At 42.4% G+C, this 21,479-nt stretch carries 20 protein-coding genes; 17 read left to right on the top strand and 3 right to left on the bottom strand.

Features of this window, described 5'->3' with window-relative positions; translation table 11 throughout:
• Positions 1-83: 83 nt before the first annotated feature.
• From zapE to rlmB, 8 genes are all read left to right on the top strand, one after another.
• Positions 84-1,193, top strand: a complete 1,110-nt coding sequence (gene zapE / locus ORI98_RS12620) for a cell division protein ZapE (RefSeq protein WP_261298464.1) — start codon at positions 84-86, stop codon at positions 1,191-1,193.
• Between the two features lie 278 nt (positions 1,194-1,471).
• Positions 1,472-1,903, top strand: coding sequence for a 50S ribosomal protein L13 (gene rplM, locus ORI98_RS12625; protein WP_188840149.1), 432 nt, complete (start codon positions 1,472-1,474; stop codon positions 1,901-1,903).
• Between the two features lie 15 nt (positions 1,904-1,918).
• Entirely contained in the window at positions 1,919-2,311 is a 393-nt protein-coding gene (gene rpsI / locus ORI98_RS12630) for a 30S ribosomal protein S9 (protein ID WP_261298465.1), read from the top strand.
• Between the two features lie 230 nt (positions 2,312-2,541).
• Positions 2,542-2,730 (top strand): DUF2065 domain-containing protein, encoded by a 189-nt coding sequence (locus ORI98_RS12635; RefSeq protein WP_306135442.1) that lies wholly within the window; start codon positions 2,542-2,544, stop codon positions 2,728-2,730.
• A 67-nt stretch (positions 2,731-2,797) separates the two neighbouring features.
• Positions 2,798-4,093: an adenylosuccinate synthase gene (locus ORI98_RS12640; RefSeq protein ID WP_261298467.1), complete on the top strand. Its 1,296-nt coding sequence runs from the start codon at positions 2,798-2,800 to the stop codon at positions 4,091-4,093.
• A gap of 130 nt (positions 4,094-4,223) precedes the next feature.
• On the top strand, positions 4,224-4,856 hold the full coding sequence (locus tag ORI98_RS12645) for a tetratricopeptide repeat protein (protein WP_306135443.1): 633 nt from the start codon (positions 4,224-4,226) through the stop codon (positions 4,854-4,856).
• A gap of 31 nt (positions 4,857-4,887) precedes the next feature.
• On the top strand, positions 4,888-7,377 hold the full coding sequence (rnr, locus tag ORI98_RS12650) for a ribonuclease R (RefSeq protein ID WP_306135444.1): 2,490 nt from the start codon (positions 4,888-4,890) through the stop codon (positions 7,375-7,377).
• On the top strand, positions 7,378-8,133 hold the full coding sequence (rlmB, locus tag ORI98_RS12655; RefSeq protein WP_306135445.1) for a 23S rRNA (guanosine(2251)-2'-O)-methyltransferase RlmB: 756 nt from the start codon (positions 7,378-7,380) through the stop codon (positions 8,131-8,133). It abuts the gene before it with no gap.
• A gap of 75 nt (positions 8,134-8,208) precedes the next feature.
• On the opposite strand, the gene ORI98_RS12660 is transcribed toward rlmB, so the two are convergent.
• A complete protein-coding gene (locus ORI98_RS12660; RefSeq protein ID WP_306135446.1) occupies positions 8,209-9,606 on the bottom strand; it encodes an MFS transporter in 1,398 nt (465 codons plus the stop codon).
• A gap of 47 nt (positions 9,607-9,653) precedes the next feature.
• Positions 9,654-10,397 carry a YdiY family protein gene (locus ORI98_RS12665; protein WP_261298472.1) on the bottom strand — a complete coding sequence of 248 codons (744 nt, stop codon included), beginning with the start codon at positions 10,395-10,397 and terminating at the stop codon, positions 9,654-9,656.
• A gap of 217 nt (positions 10,398-10,614) precedes the next feature.
• On the opposite strand from ORI98_RS12665, the gene rpsF reads away from it, so the two are divergent.
• The 9 genes from rpsF (at position 10,615) to ORI98_RS12710 (ending at position 20,378) form a co-directional block, all read left to right on the top strand.
• Positions 10,615-11,007 carry a 30S ribosomal protein S6 gene (gene rpsF / locus ORI98_RS12670; protein ID WP_261298473.1) on the top strand — a complete coding sequence of 131 codons (393 nt, stop codon included), beginning with the start codon at positions 10,615-10,617 and terminating at the stop codon, positions 11,005-11,007.
• 9 nt (positions 11,008-11,016) lie between these two features.
• The gene (priB, locus tag ORI98_RS12675; protein ID WP_261298474.1) at positions 11,017-11,319 is read left to right on the top strand and encodes a primosomal replication protein N; all 303 of its coding nucleotides are present in this window, start codon (positions 11,017-11,019) and stop codon (positions 11,317-11,319) included.
• Positions 11,320-11,331: 12 nt separating this feature from the next.
• Positions 11,332-11,559, top strand: coding sequence for a 30S ribosomal protein S18 (gene rpsR, locus ORI98_RS12680; RefSeq protein WP_130598554.1), 228 nt, complete (start codon positions 11,332-11,334; stop codon positions 11,557-11,559).
• 40 nt (positions 11,560-11,599) lie between these two features.
• Positions 11,600-12,052 (top strand): 50S ribosomal protein L9, encoded by a 453-nt coding sequence (rplI, locus tag ORI98_RS12685; protein WP_261298475.1) that lies wholly within the window; start codon positions 11,600-11,602, stop codon positions 12,050-12,052.
• A 370-nt stretch (positions 12,053-12,422) separates the two neighbouring features.
• The gene (locus ORI98_RS12690) at positions 12,423-16,103 is read left to right on the top strand and encodes an ATP-binding protein (protein ID WP_306135448.1); all 3,681 of its coding nucleotides are present in this window, start codon (positions 12,423-12,425) and stop codon (positions 16,101-16,103) included.
• Positions 16,103-16,765 (top strand): hypothetical protein, encoded by a 663-nt coding sequence (locus ORI98_RS12695; protein ID WP_261298477.1) that lies wholly within the window; start codon positions 16,103-16,105, stop codon positions 16,763-16,765. Before ORI98_RS12690 ends, ORI98_RS12695 begins: the two co-directional genes overlap by 1 nt.
• On the top strand, positions 16,762-17,982 hold the full coding sequence (locus ORI98_RS12700; RefSeq protein WP_306135449.1) for a phosphoenolpyruvate carboxylase: 1,221 nt from the start codon (positions 16,762-16,764) through the stop codon (positions 17,980-17,982). Before ORI98_RS12695 ends, ORI98_RS12700 begins: the two co-directional genes overlap by 4 nt.
• A gap of 3 nt (positions 17,983-17,985) precedes the next feature.
• On the top strand, positions 17,986-18,882 hold the full coding sequence (locus tag ORI98_RS12705; protein ID WP_306135450.1) for a hypothetical protein: 897 nt from the start codon (positions 17,986-17,988) through the stop codon (positions 18,880-18,882).
• A gap of 254 nt (positions 18,883-19,136) precedes the next feature.
• A complete protein-coding gene (locus ORI98_RS12710; protein ID WP_261298480.1) occupies positions 19,137-20,378 on the top strand; it encodes a dicarboxylate/amino acid:cation symporter in 1,242 nt (413 codons plus the stop codon).
• A gap of 94 nt (positions 20,379-20,472) precedes the next feature.
• Here ORI98_RS12710 and ORI98_RS12715 read toward each other — a convergent pair whose 3' ends face one another.
• Complete coding sequence (locus ORI98_RS12715) at positions 20,473-21,465, bottom strand: class 1 fructose-bisphosphatase (protein WP_306135451.1); 993 nt, start codon at positions 21,463-21,465, stop codon at positions 20,473-20,475.
• Between the last annotated feature and the right edge of the window lie 14 nt (positions 21,466-21,479).

Genomic DNA, 21,479 nt, shown 5'->3' on the forward strand with positions numbered 1-21,479 from the left:
ATTTAATCGGTTTTAGCGGTTACTTGCTGGTTAACTTTAATGCTATTATGCGGCATATCTATTGATGTAGTGAGTTTATAGTAGTGACACAGTTAACCCCTTGGCAGCATTACCAACAAGACCTCAGTCGTGATGACTTTTCCCATGATCCCGCGCAAGAACAAGCCGTTAAGTCATTGCAGCGTGTATATGACGAACTCATTACAGCTGAAAAGCCGGTTTCAGGTTTATCGAAAATGCTATCTGTATTTGCAAAAAAGCCTGCAAACTTAGTCACAGGTTTGTATTTGTGGGGCGGAGTAGGGCGAGGTAAAACCTACTTAATGGATACCTTCTATGATGCCTTACCAGGAGACAAAAAACTCAGAGCGCATTTTCATCGTTTTATGCATCAATTGCATCATGATTTAGGTGAGTTAAAAGGGGTACAAGATCCGTTACTCACAATTGCCAATAGAATGGCAAAACAATACAAGGTAATTTGCTTTGACGAGTTTTTTGTTTCTGACATTACCGATGCAATGTTATTAGGCACTCTGTTCCAGGCTTTATTTAAAGAGGGCGTCGCGCTGGTTGCAACCTCAAATATTATTCCCGATGAGTTATATAAAAATGGCCTACAACGTGCGCGTTTTTTGCCAGCTATTGCATTAATTAATCAGCATTGTGAAATTTTGAATGTGGATTCGGGAATTGATTATCGTTTAAGAACCCTAGAACAAGCTGAAATTTATCACTTTCCACTTGATGAACAAGCCGATTTGAATTTACAAACTTATTTCAAGCAGCTGGCGCCGGAGTCGGAAGTGTTTACCGCCGCGATTGAAGTCGATGGACGTGCTATTGCGATCCGAAAGCAATCTCAAGGGGTATTATTGGCTAACTTTAGAGACTTGTGTGATGGGCCTCGTTCTCAGCGAGACTATATGGAGATAGCGAGGTTATATCATACCGTTTTACTCAGTGGTCTAGAGCAAATGGGCGATCAACTCACAGGTGATGATATTGCTAGGCGTTTCTTGGCAATGGTGGATGAGTTTTACGAGCGCAATGTTAAATTAATCATCTCAGCACAAGTCCCATTGGAAGAAATATACACCCAAGGATTGCTGAATTTTGAATTTAGACGATGTCGCTCAAGATTAATTGAAATGCAATCGCATGATTATTTAGCACTAGAACATTTACCCTAAAGTTAGCTGGCAGTAATGCTGTGAGTATTTTGTATATAAAATACTCACAAAATTGCCGATAAAACGATCAAAATATTTATCGATTTTAATAAAAAGCAGGTGATTTTTGAGGATTCTTTGCGTATAATCCGCCACCTGCCCTCGTTACTCCGCCGAATTGGGCGGAAGTTTTAAGCCAATATTCATGCTCGAAGGGGCAAGAATCGGTTCATTTTGTGTTAATTGCGACCGCAATTGGCATGTGAGACAGAATATTAAACATTGGGTTTTTGTAAAAAATGAAGACTACATTTACTGCTACACCAGAAACAGTCACACGTGACTGGTTCGTCGTTGATGCCGAAGGTAAGACTTTAGGTCGTATCGCTACTGAAATTGCTACTCGTTTACGCGGTAAGCATAAGCCAGAGTATACTCCTCATGTTGACACTGGTGATTACATCATCGTTATTAACGCTGAGAAAGTTACTGTTACTGGTAACAAAGCTGCGGGCAAGATTTATTACTCGCACACTGGTTTCATCGGTGGCATTAAGCAGATTTCTTTTGAGAAGCTGCAAGCTCATAAGCCTGAGATGATTATCGAGAAAGCTGTTAAGGGTATGTTGCCAAAAGGTCCTTTGGGCCGTGCTATGTTCCGTAAACTTAAAGTTTACGCTGGCACTGAGCATAACCATGCCGCACAACAACCACAAGTTCTTGATATCTAAAACGGGAGTAAGCTAATGTCTGCAACTCAGTACTACGGCACTGGCCGTCGTAAAACATCTACTGCTCGCGTATTCGCTAAAGCAGGTAGTGGTGCAATCGTTGTTAACCAACGTCCACTAGATGTATATTTTGGTCGTGAAACTGCTCGTATGGTTGTTCGTCAACCTTTAGAGTTAGTTGAAATGACTGATAAACTTGACATCTATGTAACTGTTAAAGGCGGTGGAACCACTGGCCAAGCAGGTGCAATTCGTCACGGTATTACTCGTGCGTTAATGCAACTTGATGAAACATTACGTCCTGCTCTACGTACCGCTGGTTTTGTTACCCGTGATGCACGTAAAGTTGAACGTAAGAAAGTTGGTCTACGTAAAGCACGTCGTAAGCCACAGTTCTCAAAACGTTAATACGTTTTTGGAATGCAAAAAACCCAGCTTATGCTGGGTTTTTTATTGCCTAGCACTTTATGATTAATAGGGATTATTGATCTTTGTGGGTGGAATTTTATGCGAGGTAGAAACGAATTAAGCGCGATCAGTAGAGTACAACCTAGCAATCTTAGCCATATTCACTGTAAAAACGACCTTGATAGGTCAAAAGACCCTAATAAACTTGACTAAATTTGGGATAAAAACAAATGACACTACAGCTATTTGTGACAGCAATTGCCTTAGTATTAATCCTTGAGGGCCTCGGACCGTTACTCTTTCCACAAAAATGGAAAAAATATTTATTTGAGCTTTCTGGGCAAAACCAAAATGTTCTCAGACGCTTAGGTGGATCTTTAGTCACAGCGGGTGTCATTTTGTTGATTATTTTTCAATAAAAAACTTGCCTATAACCCCCTAAAATCTGTTAAAATTCCACTTTATACCACAACCTTGCAGCAAATAATGGGCAAAAACGTAGTCGTACTCGGCACTCAATGGGGTGACGAAGGCAAAGGTAAGATTGTCGACCTTTTAACAGAACAGGCAAAATTCGTAGTTCGTTACCAAGGCGGCCATAATGCCGGTCATACCTTGGTTATCGATGGTGCAAAAACAGTTCTTCATCTTATTCCGTCAGGGATTCTACGTGATAACGTAAAATGTTTGATCGGTAATGGTGTTGTATTAGCTCCAGATGCGTTGATGAAAGAAATCAACATGCTGAAAGAGCGAGGCGTACCTGTCGAAGAGCGTTTACTTATTTCAGAAGCATGTCCGCTTATCTTACCTTTCCATTGTGCACTTGATATTGCTCGCGAAAAAGCGCGCGGTAATAAAGCTATTGGCACAACAGGTCGTGGTATTGGTCCTGCATACGAAGACAAGATTTCACGTCGTGGTCTTCGTGTTGGTGATTTATTCAATGCAGAGCTTTTTGCAACTAAGCTGCAAGAAGTCATGAAGTATCATAACTTCATGTTGACTGAATATTATCAAGCAGAAGCGGTTGATTACCAAACAACACTAGACGATGCATTAGCAATTGCTGATTATCTGAAGAGCATGTGTGTTGACGTTACAGAGCTATTAGATACTGCCCGTAAAGCTGGTGAGCCAATTCTATTTGAAGGTGCTCAAGGTACATTATTGGATATCGACCACGGTACATATCCATTTGTAACTTCTTCTAATACGACTGCCGGTGGCGTTGCGACAGGTTCTGGTTTTGGTCCTCGTCATATTGATTATGTATTAGGTATCATGAAAGCTTACACGACTCGTGTAGGTGCTGGTCCTTTCCCAACTGAATTAGCCAATGAAATTGGTGATTACATTGGTGAGAAAGGTCAGGAGTTTGGTGCTACTACAGGTCGTAAGCGTCGTCCAGGTTGGTTAGATGCAGTGGCAATGCGCCGTGCAGTTCAAATCAACAGCGTAAGCGGTTTCTGTTTAACTAAGCTTGACGTATTAGATGGTTTAGAAGAAGTGAAAATCTGTGTTGGTTACCAATACCCAGATGGCACTGTGTCTAAAATAACGCCATTAGCCGCAGAAGGTTATGAGCAAGTTACGCCTATCTATGAAAGTATGCCAGGTTGGAAAGAAACAACCTACGGTGCTACGTCAGTTGAGCAACTCCCTGTTGCAGCAATTAACTACATCAAGCGTATTGAAGAGCTCTTAGAAACACCAATTGATATTATCTCTACCGGTCCAGACCGTAATGAGACAATGATTCTAGTTAATCCATTTAACTAAAATCAATATCAAAAAGGCCGCGTTAAGCGGCCTTTTTAATGAAACACGTTTACAAAGTATTGCTGAACGACTTAAGAAACCCATGGCTCGGCCGATGAATTAACTAATTACACTGTCATCGAGAATTGTTATGTTACGGCTTTCATTACTGCTTATATTAATACTATTACTCGGTTCATCTGTTCAAGTTGCAAAGGCTGAATCTGGCGCCTTTGACATATACAGTGATGAACAACTTATTAAGCTTATCCGCAGTAATCAATATCTACAACGGGTTAAAGTTGATGAATGTCAGTTAGTTCAAGATATTGAAGCGAGAGCGGAAGTATTACAACAGCCTCTATATCAGTTTTTATGGGGCGAAATGCTAAATCACGGCGTATGTGTCAAAGTACATCCTGCTCGGGGTATAGCCATGTTACAAACCGCTGCAGAACAAGGCAGCGCAGAGGCGATGCTTAAGTTAGCTGACTATTATTACCAAGGTAAATTAGTCGTAAAAGATCGCAATCGCTCAGTGCAATACACATTACCCGCAGCAGCACACGGTGATGTTGGTGCACGTATGATGTTAGTCAAACTGTTTGCCGAAGGTTATGGCAGCCCACAAGATTATGAAATGGGTTATCATTGGTTGTATAACAGTATTTTTGATGATGAAAGTCAGCAAAAAAAAGCGACAGCATTATTACAACAACTTGCTGTGAAAATGCCCACAAGTATTGTTGAAAGGGCTCAACAGCAACAACTTTATATGCAATAAGGCATTTATATGCCAATGATTTGGAAATTGAATGATCAACGATCCTCATTTTGAGAGAGAGCAAGACAAGTACGACAATCCCATTCCTAGCCGTGAGTATATTTTAGAATACTTGCGCGCTCAAAAGTCACCTGTTACCCGTGACAAAATCGCAGAAGCATTAAACATTACCGCAGAAGAGCCATTAGAAGCCCTGCGTCGTCGTTTACGTGCAATGGAACGTGATGGTCAATTGGTATTTACCCGCGGACAGAGCTATGGCTTACCCGAAAAAATGGATTTACTTTCCGGCACAATTATCGGTCACCGTGATGGGTTTGGCTTTTTAAAGCTTGAAGAAGGCGGTGACGATTTATTTATTAATAATCGTGACATGCTGATGTATTTTCACGGGGATAAAGTATTGGCTCAAAAAGCCGGTACCGATCGCCGTGGACGTCGTGAGGCGCGTATTGTACGTTTAGTGCAAGAACGAAGTGCCGCACTAGTGGGCCGTTATCATGTTGATGGTGGAATGGCATTTGTGATTGCCGATGACCGCCGTATTACCCAAGAAATTTTAATTGCCAATGAAGATAAAAACGGTGCTCGCGCTGGTGATGTCGTGGTGGTTGAATTAACCAGAAGACCCGGCCGCTTTGTAAAAGCTGCGGGTAAAGTGACAGAAGTGCTAGGTAAAACCATGGCTCCGGGCATGGAAATTGAAATAGCATTGCGTAATTACGATCTTCCCCATACCTGGTCTGCAGTCATTGAGAAAAAACTTAAGCGCATTCCTGATGAAGTACCTGATTCAGATAAACAAGGTCGAGTTGATTTGCGCCATTTGCCATTAGTGACTATTGATGGTGAAGATGCACGTGATTTTGACGATGCTGTCTATGCGGAGAAAAAACCGGGTGGTGGTTGGCGTTTATGGGTTGCGATTGCTGATGTAAGTCATTATGTGCGTACCGATTCGGCATTGGATACCGAAGCTCGTGAACGCGGAAATTCTGTTTATTTTCCGTCACAAGTGATTCCAATGTTGCCAGAGAAAATATCTAATGGCCTGTGTTCATTAAATCCCCATGTCGATCGACTTTGTATGGTGGCTGAAATGACCATTGCTGCCAGTGGCAAGCTATCTGGGTACAAGTTTTATCCAGCGGTAATGCACTCGCATGCGCGCTTTACCTATACCCAAGTTGCCGACATGCTTGAGGGTGGAGTGATAGCGCCTGAGCATGAAGCATTGTTCCCGCATTTACAGTGCTTACAATCTTTGTATTTAACCTTAGATGACCGCAGAGCTGAGCGTGGTGCGATAGCGTTTGAAACCCTAGAAACCCAGTTTATTTTCAATGAACAACGCAAGATTGATAAAATCGTGCCAAGAGGCCGTAATCAGGCGCATAAAATCATCGAAGAATGTATGATTTTAGCAAACGTAGCCTCTGCTAAATTTGTTAAAAAGCACAAAGGTGAAGTGTTATACCGCGTTCATGAAGCGCCATCAGAACAAAAACTGGCTAACTTTAAAGAGTTCTTGTCGGAGCGTGGATTATCAATGGACGGTGGGTTAGAGCCTACCCCGTCTGATTACCAAAATATCATGCTTAAAATTGCCGACAGACCGGACTCTGAGCTCATTCAGGTTATGTTGTTACGTTCAATGCGCCAAGCTATCTACAGCCCTGATAATGATGGTCATTTTGGTCTAGCATTAGAAGAATACTCGCATTTTACCTCGCCGATCCGTCGTTATCCCGATCTGATACTTCATCGTGTCATTAAATATTTATTGGCGAATGAACAAGGTGAAGTTAAAGATAAATGGACGCAAGATGGCGGCTTTAAGTACAGTCTTGAAGAACTTGATGCCTTAGGTGAAGAGTGCTCTATGACTGAGCGCCGAGCAGATGAAGCCACTAGAGATGTAAGCGATTGGCTAAAATGTGAATACATGCAGGATCATGTCGGTGATGATTTTGATGCCGTGATTGCCTCAGTCACTAACTTTGGTTTGTTCGTGCGTTTAAATGACCTCTTTATTGATGGTTTGGTGCATATCTCTAGTTTAGCCAGTGATTATTATCAATTTGATCAGATGCGCCAGCGCCTCGTCGGTGAGAATACTCGTCAAGTCTACCAGGTAGGCGATGAGGTGAGTGTTAAAGTTGCTGCTGTCAATTTAGATGATCGTCAAATTGATTTGATCATGATTGGCGATAACAGTAAAGGCAAAGGTAAACGCCGTACCAGCGCGAAACCGTTAACTGCTCGTGAGCGTGTCAATTTAGAAGGTGCCAAATTAGCTCGTGGTACTAAAGATGCAGAAACACCGTCAAAAGGGCGAGCGAAGAAGGCCTCTGCAGATAAAAAACGTACTCCGGCGGCTAAAGGAACGGCTAAAAAAACTGCGGTTAAAAAGCCACGTGTAAAGAAAACTGGCCCGAAAAAAGCGACGGCTAAGTCATCAAATAATAGCGAGTCTGCCGCCAAAGCAGGCAGTGCAAAACGCAGTAAGAGAAAAAGCTAAATGAAAAAACAAGATATTATGTTTGGTATTCACGCCGTTGAAGCCTTATTAAAAAATAGCCCTGAACGTGTCATTGAACTGTGGTTATTACAAGGGCGTGATGATGAACGTTTAGCCCCAATTGTTGAGGCGGCTCAGGCTGCTGGTCTTAAGTCTCAGCGTGCAGCACGAAAAGTCTTAGACGAAAAAGCGGAAAGCACTCAGCATCAAGGTGTTGTTGCGCGTGTTACAGCGGCCAAAGTGCTTGCTGAAAATGAGCTAGACAGCTTACTGAATAAGCTTAATGCCGATGATAAAGTGCCCTTCTTTTTAATCTTAGATGGTGTAACCGATCCGCATAATTTAGGAGCCTGTTTACGTAATGCCGATGCGGCTGGTGTGCATGGCGTCATTGTACCTAAGGATAATTCGGTTGGCTTAACATCTGTTGTTAGCAAAGTTGCCTGTGGCGCGGCTGAAATTGTGCCATTATTCCAAGTGACTAATTTGGCTCGCACTATGCGTCATATTCAAGAAAAAGGAGTATGGATTGTGGGTACAGCCGGTGAAGCCGATAGCAATGTTTATCAGGCTGACTTGAAAGGCGCATTAGCCATTGCGATGGGAGCTGAAGGCAAAGGTTTGCGTCGTCTGACGCGTGAAAGTTGTGATTCGTTAATCTCAATTCCAATGGCTGGCAGTGTTTCAAGCTTGAATGTTTCGGTGGCAACTGGAGTATGTTTGTTTGAAGCCGTGCGTCAGCGTTTAGCTAACTAACCATAACTATGCGTACAAAAAAGCGAGCATCAGCTCGCTTTTTTGGGTCTATTGAAGCTAGATTTAGGCTTTAGGCTATTTATCGGTTGATTTAGTCGATGAATCTAATGGCTGCGCCACACTTTCCTCATCGTTATCAATATCAGTCACTTGAGTATAGTCAGGCTCGTCTTCTAGGGCGTCTTCTTTTCCTACCATATCAAATGCGTCATCTTCGGGGTTTATCATCTGGTTTTGTACTGATTGGACATTTACCCTAGGGTCAAAAGATGCCGCTAACGGTGATGACACTAAATCGCCCCCGGCCATCACATAATCGTTGCTAGAACCTTGTTCAGCTTTTTGCTTGTTATTGATAAACAATAAACGTATCACTAAAGTAAAAGCACAAATACTCATAAAGCCGTAAAGCATGTCATTGCCAATTTGTTGCATCAGTGCTGAAGCAATCAAAGGACCAATGCTTGCACCGAACCCGAAGGTGACCAAAATGGTTGCAGACAACCCTACACGTTCATGCTGTTCTACCCGCGAGTTTGCTAAGGCGGTTGCTAAAGGATAAAGGGTAAAAGCCAGTACACCAAAAATAGCTGTTAACACTAAAGAGATTTGGGCGTCAAAGGGGACTAACGCAATAATTAATACTAAGGTGCCCAATAACCCACAGTTAATGCGAATGAGGCGACTGCGAGGCATTAAATCAGAAAGCTTACCCATCGGCCATTGTGCAAGTAAACCAGCAAAAATGGTGCAGGTCATATAAAGCGCTACAGATTGAGGTTCAATCCCCTGGGCTGTTGCATAAGCAGGTGCAAGACCATAGAAACATCCCACAATCATGCTACCTAACGCTATGGTTGTTAGCGCTTGCGGTGCGCGCTTCCAGTAGTGCTTCATGTTAAGCGGTGCAGGTGTGAGAGGTTCTGGGTGAATACGACGAGTGATGGCGATGGGTACAATACAAAGAGCAAAACAAATGGCGATAAGTAGCAGAGGTTCTAGGCCAAGATCGGGATATAAACTAATTGCGCCTTGTCCCGCCATTAACGCTAAATACGAGACTATCATGTAACTGGCAAATACGGTGCCGCGCTGGCTAGGTTCAGATTGTTCGTTAAGCCAGCTTTCAAGTACCATATACTGGCACATCATGCCCATGCCGACTAATACACGTAATACTAGCCAAATGGTGAGATCTTCAATTAGGGCATGTCCTAATGCCGATGCAGTGACAATACCTGCACACGCTACAAATGCCCGAATATGGCCAACCTGTGCAATTAATTTATGTCCTACTTTTGAGCCACACACCAAGCCAATATAGTAGGCGGACATCATGCCTCCCACCCATATTTGTGGGACTTCCATCGTTGCGAGTTTCAATCCTAAGTAGGTAGTAAGTAGACCGGCGGCAAGCACCATCATGAAAGTGGTGCTGTATAACGAGGTGAAACTACGTAGTGGACTGGTCATCACACTGCCTCTATTGGTTTAGTTATCACTCAGTAGAAAGTGGTTCTTTACTGGAACGTGTACAGTAAGTTAAACGTGGTAACGGTGTCGGTTTTCTGGCTATCTTCAGGTACATCTGAAGTATATTTGATGTTAACCCCAATTTTAAATGCCCAATCTTGAATAAAGGTATTTCGGTAATTCATGTCTAGAGTTAAGGTATTATTATCACGGCCGGTTTCAGCGGTGACATCGGCATTTAAACTGGTATATTCTTGTAATTTGATTGAGTACTTGGCCGCAGAACGAACAATAATATCTTCGTTTGACACTGGGTTTGGTTCAGCAACAGAATCGGTTGGTAGGTCATATCGATAACCGGGACCTAATTCTAAACTCAGCTTAGTTTTATTATTGTTAATCAAATCAAAACCATAACCGCTAGAGATAGTGTAAATCTCGGTGTAGGAGCCGTATTCATCCCAAGTGAATTCACCACGACCGAATACATAACCGCGTTCTAATTTGTAGTTCGACTGTAAATACACTTCATATTTTTCGGCTGTCGCCTCTGTACCGTCGGCAGCGTAGTAAGCTTTAAAGGTGCCTTCTTGCTTAGTCTTTAGCGTGTCATAGGTAAGGTAAGTGCGGCCATTAAAGTTTTTGGTTTCATTGTTACCACTATTAAGTTGTAAACCCGCTTCGATTTCAGCATTAAAATCATTTTCTGGCTCTTGGTAATCGGGTGGTACCAATGCCCATGCAGAAGGGGACAAGGCAAGTAAACAGCAGATGGATAGCGCTTTTTTCATGAGGATCACTAATTATTTTTTATTTGACATAAGCTAAATTCAACTGGGGCTTATGATACCTGTATTCAATAACGCAGGAAAGAATACTTTATTACTTGAGTTTGGGTAAGAGTTTCTGTAATATCGCGCGCTCAAATCAGTCACTTTAATTCGTTCCTTGCCTCAAACTTGGTCTGACTGAGCCAAAACGAGGCTACTTAACCGTAAGGAGCAATAAATGCGTCATTATGAAATCGTATTTATGGTTCACCCAGATCAAAGTGAACAAGTCCCAGGTATGATTGAGCGTTACACCGGTGTTATCACCGCTGCAAACGGTTCAGTTACACGTTTAGAAGATTGGGGCCGCCGTCAATTGGCTTACCCGATTCAAGACCTACATAAAGCTCACTATGTTCTTATGAACGTAGAAGCAACTGCAGAGTCTATCGAAGAGTTAGAAACAGCTTTCCGTTTCAACGACGCTGTTCTGCGTAACATGGTAATGCGCACTAAAGTTGCCGTTACTGAAGCTTCTCCTATGGCAAAAGCAAGAGACGAGCGTGATTCACGTCGTTCACCTTCTGATGACCGTTTAGAAGAAGAAAGCGCTGAAGAAAACGCTGAATAATTTCTTTCTGTGAATAATCACTTAACTTTGTTTGGAACCATAACGCGTTCAAAACAAATGAGTAGCCCAAGCGGGATCAATCATACGATTATTACGCTAGAGCATAAGTCACAGAAGTATGATGCAGATTTATTACGAAACGTATACTGCCTTATACAAGTGGTGTTGAGTGGTCCACGCTTTAATAGCGTAGCAGATAAATTAAAAGCAGGTGTGCACGTTGAAGTAGAAGGGTTTCTTTCACTCCAACAAGGACGAAATGGTCAAAACCGTTTAGTACTGCATGCTGAAAATGTCGAATTGAAAACTTAGGAGACTGTCAACATGGCACGTTATTTCCGTCGTCGCAAGTTCTGTCGCTTCACATCTGAAGGCGTAACAGAAATTGATTACAAAGATATTGTAACATTAAAGAACTACATCACTGAAAGCGGCAAGATTGTTCCTAGCCGTATCACTGGTACTAGTGCTAAATATCAACGCCAACTAGCTCGCGCTATCAAGCGTGCTCGTTATCTTTCTCTACTGCCATACACTGATTTACATCAGTAATTGCAGTATTAATTCTTAATCGAATATAGAGGATTAGATAATGAACGTTATTCTGCTAGATAAAGTTGCAAACTTAGGTAGCCTAGGCGACCAAGTTTCTGTTAAAGCTGGTTATGCTCGTAACTTCCTTTTACCATACGGTAAAGCGGTTGTAGCAAACGCAGCAAACACTGAAGTATTTGAAGCTCGTCGTGCTGAATTAGAAGCTAAATTAGCTGCTGACTTAGCTACAGCGACTGCACGTGCTGAAAAATTAGCTGCATTAGAATCAGTTGTTATTGCTTCTAAAGCAGGTGATGAAGGTAAATTGTTCGGTTCAGTTGGCAACCGTGACATCGCTGATGCAGTAACTGCAGCTGGCGTTGAACTTGCTAAATCTGAAGTACGTTTACCTTTAGGTGCTTTACGCACTACTGGTGACTTCGAAGTTGAAGTACAAGTTCACACTGAAGTTAAAGCTATCGTTAAGATTTCTGTTGTTGCAGAAGCTTAATTATTGCTAGCGCTTTAAAAAAACACCGCCATTTGGCGGTGTTTTTTTATGGGCGAAATTAAATTGCGGCTATGTTTAGGTTTGTGTCCTGCTTAGGGCGAAATTCTGAATCCTCGTTACCTGTTTAACATCTTTTCGTTGTTTTATGTCTCCATTGAATGGTGATTTTTTGCCAATTTTGCATTGACTGCTACTTTGTTAACCTCCATCTAGAATGAATTTGCAGTATGATCTAATGCTGTAATGTCATTGCCATACATTGCGGTTTAATTTACCTTAAAGCCCATCTCTTACTTTATGTTTTGCGTTAACCTAAGCGGCTTTAGCTAAAGTGAATTGAATCGCTGGTTTTGTTTTATAAAGGACTCTCATGCCAAGTTTGATTAGAATCGTGCTTATTAATACTCACCTTCCTGGTGTAGTTGAATTAGCGTTAAACGGCCATACCAATATTTGTGGTACCAACGCCTCAGGTAAAACCACTTTACAACGTCTTGTTCCGGTTTTTTATGGTGAATACCCAAGTCGGGTAGTGCCATCAACCCGCGACAGTTTTGAACGATGGTATTTGCCGCACGATTCAAGTTACATCATTTATGAATATCAAAAAGATGATGGGTTACTTTATCAAGCCGTATTAGCCTCGGCAGGCGATGGCAAAGGTGTGAATTATCGATTTATTGCCCGTGGTTTTGAGCTTGAGGATTATGTTAAGAATCGTAATGGCGATACTATCATCTGTCATACCATGAGAGAATTGGGTATAGAGGCTAAACGCCAAGGTGTTGCCCATACTAATTTATTAAACACCCGTGAATTTAGAGCCATTATCCAAAATGATCGCAGTCTGTTAAACACGGGTGGCAATCGAAATGAGCTACGAACTTATGCTCGTCAATTTTCTTTGTGTGACAGTGAACACTCCCTACGTCACATCGAAAAATTAGCTAAAGCGGTGCACTCCAAAGAAGGCAAGATGGAGACGGTTAAGTCAATGATCGCCGCGATTTTGGAAGAAGATGGTGTTAACCCGCCTAGCTCTCGACTTAACCCACAAAGAGTGGAGTCTTGGATCCGCGAAAGCCAACTTGTGCAAGGTTTTGAGCAAATTCGGCCAGAATTTGAAAAGCTTGAACAAGAGTTTAACCAATTATTAAGTGCTGAATTACGATTATCGAGTTTATCCCGAGGTTATCGTCATGATGAAACCTTAGAAGCCGATCGCCAAGATGCTAATCAAACATTAGCGAAAGAGTTAAACCTTAAACTCAAAATGTTAGATGAAGAGTGGAAAGATATTCGTGATGAGTTGCATGAAGAGATCTCATCAGCAAAAGGCGATTCGCAAAAGTTTGAACATGAATTAGATGTCATTGAAGAACAACATGGTGCATTTTTAGATGCCGATATCGATCAAGCAAAAGCGGATCTAGATAGTTTGCCAAGCTGGCGTCAGGACATCGAAAATCTAAATGAACGCCATAAATTACAAACTGAAAAACATCAGGATATTGAAGCGGCTTTTAATGCTAGACGCTCAAAAATTGCCGAACAATTACACCGCGAGCTAGAAAGTTTACATAAAGAGCAAGATAACCAGCGTGAAACCCGTGATGCGCAGCGTGAGCTAGCAAATGATGACTTAGCTAAGTTAGAGGCATTTTGGCGCGAGCAAAGCGATGCAGGTAAAGCTAAATTTAGCGAGCAAGAATACCAGCTAAAATTAACCGCAGCCCAATTAAAGCATCAGGTTGATAGTGTTTCATATACTGAAGATGAAAAGCTGCGTTTAGCTATTTTTGATGAGCGCATTACCCTTGCCGATGAAGAACAAGAAAGCTGCAACCAAAAGGTAGAACGTCTTACTATTGAAGAACGTAAGCAAAGAGCTAAGCGCGATCAAGCTAATGAGTCATTGCGCATTGCTAGCATACGGGTGAATGAGCGTGAACAAGTTAAAGATGAAATACATCATATGTTGTTTCCGCAATCTCACACTTTGCTTGAGTTTTTACGAAAAGAAGCCCAAGGCTGGGAGCAATCTTTTGGTAAAGTGATCGCCCCAGAGTTATTGCATCGAACCGATTTACACCCTAGTTTAGCGAATCAGGAAAGTGATGCGCTGTTTGGGGTTCGTATTGATTTAAAGGCGATTGATGTACCTGAATATGCTCAGTCTGAACAAGACTTACGCATCCGTTTAGCTAAAGCTGAAGAGGCTCTTAAAAGTGCCCTGGAACTGCAAGCTGAGCATGAAGATCAACTCGTTGCCATGAATGATGCGTTAGATAAACTCAATCGAGAGCTCACGTTTGCGCGAACTGCTTATAAAAATAGCCGTGAAGATTTACGTCGATTGTTTGATGAAAAACGCAGTGAACAGCAACGCATTGATCAGGCCGTCACAGACCGTAAAGCCGAGTCAAGTAAGCGCTTGGTGCAGTTGGATAATGAACTTAAACAGCTTAAAAACCAACATTTAGAATGGCTTAGTGAGCAAAAGTCACAAGCACTTGAAGCGCGCATGGAAAAAAATGCCTACTGGCAAGAAGTAGTCGGCGCGATTGATAATCAATTAGGCCAAATTAAAGCCAATATTGAACAACGTCGCAGCAATGCTAAAACCGAACAAAAAGCTTGTGAAACCTGGTACAAAAATGAACTAAAATCCCGTGGTGTTGATGAAGATGCCATTTTAGCGCTTAAGCGAGAAATTCGAGATTTAGAAAGTAAAATCAGCACTGCCGAGCAACGCCGCAGTGATGTATTACGCTATGACGATTGGTATCAACATACTTGGTTGGTGAGAAAGCCTAAACTGCAAACTCAATTGGCCGATGTCAAACGTGCGGCATTAGCACTTGAGCAGCAATTAAAAAATAAAACTCAAGATATTAAGCATCGCCGAACTGAGCTAGAAACTCAACGTAAAGCGTCCGATGCCGCGCAGGTTGAGGCTTCTGAAAACCTCACTAAATTGCGTGCTGTCATGCGTAAGCTGGCAGATTTAAAGCTACCAGCTAATAACGAAGAAGCCAGTGGTGGTATAGGTGAGCGTTTACGCCAGGGTGAGGATTTATTATTAAAACGGGATTACTTACTTGGTTCAGTGAAACAATACATTGAGCATTTTGATAGCGTAATTGCCAGTAAATCAGGTTCAAGTCTTGCTGAGTTTTGGGAGCGTGCGCGCGAAGAATCCAGTTTTGTAAATGACAAAGGCATTCGCCTACTTGACTACCGTAAACTAGTACCGCAGTTAGAGCAGTTATTGAACGTGATGGTGCCGCAATCGTTAATGGCCATTCGTGAACAAGGGCGTATTTTTGGCGTCGATTTAACCGCATTTTATGATGTGCTGGCAGACATCGATCGCCGCATTGCTTCACAAAGTGCTCGTATCACCCGTGAAGTAGGCGAAGAGTTATTCCTAGATGGCGTTTCTGAATCTGCGGTACGTATTCGTTCGCGGATCAGCGAATTAGAGTTCTGGCCAGAGCTTGAAGTGTTTGTTAAAGCCTTTAAAGCTTGGAAAGCGGACAACTTCAGCACACTGCCTGATGAGCATTACACCAATAGTATGCGCCGAGCGTTAGATATTATTGGCCGGGCGGCATTAACCGGAGGGATCGCCAAGCTATTAGAAATTGAGCTGCGCCTTAAAGAGGGCAATAGTGATTTGATTATCCGCACCGATCGCCAGTTAAATGAATCATCAAGCCATGGTATGGCTTACTTAATTTTATGTAAGTTCTTACTGGCATTTACCCGATTATTACGCGGTAAAGCCGATGTCACCATTCATTGGCCGATTGACGAGCTAGGTACTTTGCATCACACCAACGTGAAGAAGATATTTGATGCCTGTGAAAACAACAATATCAGTGTGCTAGGGGCATTTCCTAATCCGGAATCTGAAGTGCTTAATTTGTTTGCTAACCGCTATATCATCAACAAGCAAACTAAAAAATTACAGGTTGTTAAACCTAAAGCCAACCCATTGGCCGAACGTTTAAACCAGCATAACGCTAAAACAGAGGAGTTAGCATAATGTCGAGTGAAGTTTATGATAACGATACTGTATTAGTGGGCGCAGGGGCCATTATCGAGCAATTGCTGCGTGGTGAGTTTATTTGTCGTGTCACCAATGAAGAAGGTTGGCGTGCGCTAAAAAATAACAGCACTCGTGAACGGGTTGAAACCTACTTGAACCAAATTAATCGCACTATCGCCAGTGCAGGTGAAGGCGAAGTGTTTTTCTGCGGTTATCAGCAATTGGGTGAGGCCGAACGTAAGGTTGTTTCTAGCCAATTTAAAGAAATTTGTTCTGCGCTTATCCCCTTAGTGGAATGGTTAGTGTTAGTGCAAGAGGCCAGCGGTCAGGATGCGCCATTAAGTGAAGGGGCGCCTATTCGCTTAACTGAGTTACAGGCTCGTATTGAAGATACACCAGCTTTTAGCGAACAGCTAACAAAACTAAGTCATTATCGTTTATTTGGCTCAAGCAGCAGTAATGTAGATGGGCAAATTAAATTGGTGTTTAAGCGCTTAGTTGAACTGGGGTACTTAACCAAGCCTAATGCAGAGAAGCAAATTTATATTGCCACAGGTAAGCTCGATTATTTGTATGAAGTGATCCGTTTTATTGATGAAACCGAAGGACTCAGTCTTGAGGCTCAAGCAGAAACAGCCACTCAGCGGGAGTTAATATGAGTAGCAACTTGCATCAAGCGGGGGTAAAGCTACTTAAGCAATTGGGTCGACATGCTGATGTGATCATGGATGCTTATCTTGCTGGCTCGGTGAGTGAGTCAAGCCACGATCCTGCGGTGATTGAAAAGCTTAAAAAAAGTGGTTTACTGTGGCGTCCAGAACCCGATCAAGCATTACGCTTAAAGCGATCTGTGCGTGCATTGCTAGAAGAAGGCTTAAGTGATGAGCGTAATCGTCAAATCGACTCTAACGTCGGCTCGGCGCTTGCTACAATTAAAACCTTAGCCGATCACTATAAAGAAGCGCGTTATAATGTTGATTATAGTGCGGCAGAAGCATACTTAGCCGACTTAAGTGAACACGTTTACAGCTTTACCGACAGTTTACGATATTCCATTCGTGTATTGTGGGGGCGAATTAATAACGAGTTTGGTTATGTGGGTACTGTGAATGCCAAAATTCGCGAGAACGAATTAGCCCAAAGCCAGGTCACTGAATTATTAAATGGGCTGGAAATGTTCCAGTTTAGTGAACTAGGTGAAATTGCTGGCGATATACGCGAGCTGCGCCGTTTATTAATGACTAGTCTGCAAGATACCTTAAGCTACTGTACTCAAGAGTTGAGTGTGGTTCAGGGCAGGTTGTTAGAGTTACTGGGTCGCTTTAGACAAATTCAAGGCCGTACACGTTTATTAAAAGGCTGGTTACTGCACACTGATTTACATCCTGACTATCAGCCCGAAAACCATGTGGCCCATAACAAAATCCCCGCATTATTTAATTATGCCGAGGCCATTTTAAAGCCTGCTCACGTTGATATCAGCAATCCTCACCATGAGTTTGAATTGCTGCAAATGGTGGCACAAATTAAAGCCATTAGCCGTGATGAACGAATTGTTGTGCCGCGTGATACTCATGTCACCTTTGAAATGAGTGAAACCGAGGATTTTGATATTCCAGACAACCCACTAAAAGTGGCCGTGGATGAATATTTCTGCGCCATTATTGATTCAGGGTTACGCCAATCCGCACTTGAGTACTTGCAACAACAGCAACTCGATTGGGATAGTGAAAGCTGGCTTTATCAGGTTATTGGTGGTTACGAAGCGCTACCTATGGAACACAAACAATATTTTGAATTGGAACCGATAGGTAAGCCTCACCCTGTTTACACCGGTAACTTTATTGTCACTGATGTTGAACTCTGGTTGGCCTAGCTTATGGCTAAGCTGAGCAAGACACAGTTTAATGCAATACAAACCGTGGTGATTAACCGATCGCCACGGACTAAGTTCACCCTAAATTGGCAGAACATATTTGATCTATTCGCCATCGGTGAGCCTGATGGTGCAAATAAATACCTGTCTTTCAGTGGTAAAGACCACGATTTACTGCGTGAAATGGCACAGCTTGATACTGGCTTTGATGTGCAGAATGTCAATTTTAATCAACCAAGAAATACATTGGCTACTCAGGGTAAAAAAGAGAAGTACGCTAATATCCGTCCTGATGCTAATTATGTTTTAGTTCATCTCCCCCAAGATTGTTACTCACCCTTAGCCGAGCAATATAGTCTAAGAATGACGGTTGAGCAGGCTGTCACTATTTGCGCAGATGCTCAGTTACAGCATCTTATTGTGGTAGAAAATCTAGACAGCTTTGATGACATCACTCAGTTTTCATTGGATGAGAGCCTCGCCAGCGTGTTTGAGCAGGCTATGGTGGTGTATCGAGGTAGCGGGGCGCATTCACCAGCAGGCTGTAAACGTTTATTGGCTGAAATTGCACGGCATGAAGTACTACAAACTAGGATTAAAGTTGGCGCGTTTACCGACTTAGACCCCGCAGGCATTCAAATTGCCCATTTATTGCAAGGCTGTGGTTATCTCATTGCGCCAGTATTGGCTGATGATGCTATTCAGTCGTTACTGAAGTTCAATGATGCAGACGACTTTGACAAGCAATGGCGCCAGCAACGCTATCTCAACAAAGCCGAGTTACATCAATGGCATAATTTAGCAAACTGCTTGCAACAATATCGTATCAGCATCAAACAGCAACATATGTTAGCTCATAAACTTCCACTAACATTAATGCCTCTTCATTCGTCTTTTTAGTTGTCGTTGTGACGTTTAATTGAACCTAAGTAAATGATTATGCTGTAGGGTCTTGATTAACATAGTCATATTATCTTGTTATATTTTTTAGCGATTAAAAATCAATGGTTTAATTACTATTTCAGTATTTTTCGTGGCTAAATGGGATATTTTATTCGATGATGCATTGAAATCTGACTTTTGATGGCTCAGTATCTTGGCACTAAAACAACAAGCCTGAGTGAATAAAAGGCAATAACAGGATAAACAAGCAAATGATGAAGTCGTTATCAGCTCGTATTTTTGCGGGACTTTTTTTGGGGGTTATTTTAGGCAGCATTGTACAATTTGCCTTAGCCGATGTGACATTTTTCTCTGACACATTGGTTAATATTGCTAGCGGCATTGGCACAATGTTCGTCAATATGATCATGATGCTAGTGGTACCTTTGGTGTTCGTGAGTATTGTATGCGGTGTGTGTGAGCTGCAGGATTTAAAAAGTTTTGGCCGTTTAGGGGGCAAAACCTTCGGTTTTTACATTATCAATACTGTTGTGGCTATCTTAGCTGCCTTTGCCGTTGCTATGCTTATCGAACCTGGCAAAGGGGTGGATATGACTAGCAGTGATACTGCGGTGATAACGGCCACCGAATTACCCAATCTGGTTAGTCTCATAGTTAGCATTGTGCCTAATAATCCATTCTCCGCCTTTACCTCTGGCAATATGCTTCAGGTGATTTTTATGGCTTTGCTATTGGGCGGCGTGATGAAGTCTATGGGATCTGTGGTCGATGGGGCGGTGAAGGGATTTCAAACTGCCAATAAAATTATGATGCGGTTAATTTCAGTGGTCATGAGCCTTGCTCCTATTGGTGTTTTTGCGCTGATGTTTAAGCTAGCTGCCACGTTAGCACCGGAAACCTTTGTCAGTGTTGTCGAGTATTTGGTTCTGATTTTAGGGTTGCTACTACTGTGGATTTTTGTGGTTTACCCTTATTCAGTCAGTTTATTTACCCAAGTATCGGCTAAAACTTTCCGTGAAAAAACCCAAGAGCAAATTCTATTTTCACTGTCTACAGCATCATCAAATGCTACCATCCCAGTCACCATGCGTACCTTGACTGATAAGCTTGGCGTGAGCAAAGCCGTAGCGGGTTTTGGTGTACCGTTAGGGGCAACCATGAACATGGGTGGGGTGTCAATTTACATTACCATCGCTATTTTCTTCGTGGCTAACGCATTTGGTGTACCGATCAGCGGCGATCAAATTCCTGCATTATTGTTCAGTGTGTTTTTATTGTCTGTTGGCGCAGGAGGTGTGCCTGGTGGTGGTATGGTGATGATTGGTGTGTTAATTCATCAAATGGGTTTACCCGTTGAAGCGTTTGCCATTGTGGCGGCACTAGACCGCATCATCGATATGGTACTGACTTCTTGTAATGTGGTGGGCGACACCGCGGTATTAACCATTGTTGATCAAACCGAAGCGCCACATCGAATTGACAAAAGCGCCTAATGGCATGATTTTATTAATTGGCTTTTATTTTTGAATAAAAAACCGCTAATAAATAGCGGTTTTTTGTTAATTAAAGCAGACTACATCGATACAATTAATCGATAGTTGGCTCTTCACTGTAATCCAGTCCATGGTAACTTAAGCACATATCCACTTCATTACGGCTGCCTAAAATGACGGCAACCCGTTGGTGAATTTCAGTTGGTTGAATATCCATAATGGTTTCATAACCGGTAGAAGCTTTGCCGCCAGCTTGCTCGACTAAAAATGCCATAGGATTGGCTTCATACATCAAGCGTAACTTGAACGGTTTTGCGGGATTTTTGTTGTCAGTAGGGTAAGTGAAAATACCACCGCGGCATAAAACACGATGCACGTCACCCACCATAGCGGCTATCCAACGCATATTGAATGATTGCTCGCGAGGGCCAATTTTACCCAGCAGTAAATCAGCAATGTAAGTTTGCATTGCGGCTTCCCAAAAACGCTGATTGGACATGTTAATGGCAAACTCTGCGGTATCAGGCGTAATGACTACTTTGTCATTGGTCAATAAAAACTCGCCACGGTCAGGATCTAAAGTATAAAACTGTGTTCCTTTACCTGTGGTTAATGCCATCATGGTTGATGGGCCATATAACACATAACCCGCAGCAACTTGCTGACGACCTGCTTGTAAAAAACTTTGTTCGTTCAATTCACCATCTGTTGCTGGTAATACTGAAAAAATCGTCCCCACAAGTGAATTGATATCAATGTTTGATGAGCCATCTAGCGGGTCAAAACACACCAGGTATTCACCTTGCTTACTCACTTCTACGACATAGTCTTCTTCTTCAGACGCTAAACCGCGAACGTTACCGTCTGCTTTTAAAGCATCTTTAAGCATATCGTTGGTGATGACATCCAGTTTCTTTTGAGTTTCACCTTGTACGTTTTCTTGCTCTGTTGCACCTAATACGCCAGCTAGTGCGCCATGACGTACCGCACCACTAATTGCTTTAGAGGTATTAGCCAAGGTTAATAGTAATGCCGTAAGCGAGCTATTTACTGCTTGTGATGTAAGGGTTTGTGCCAAAGTCTGCATGGTTATTCCTATGA

It is taken from the genome of Shewanella sp. ULN5, from assembly GCF_030731885.1.
GTDB classification, from domain to species: domain Bacteria; phylum Pseudomonadota; class Gammaproteobacteria; order Enterobacterales; family Shewanellaceae; genus Shewanella; species Shewanella holmiensis.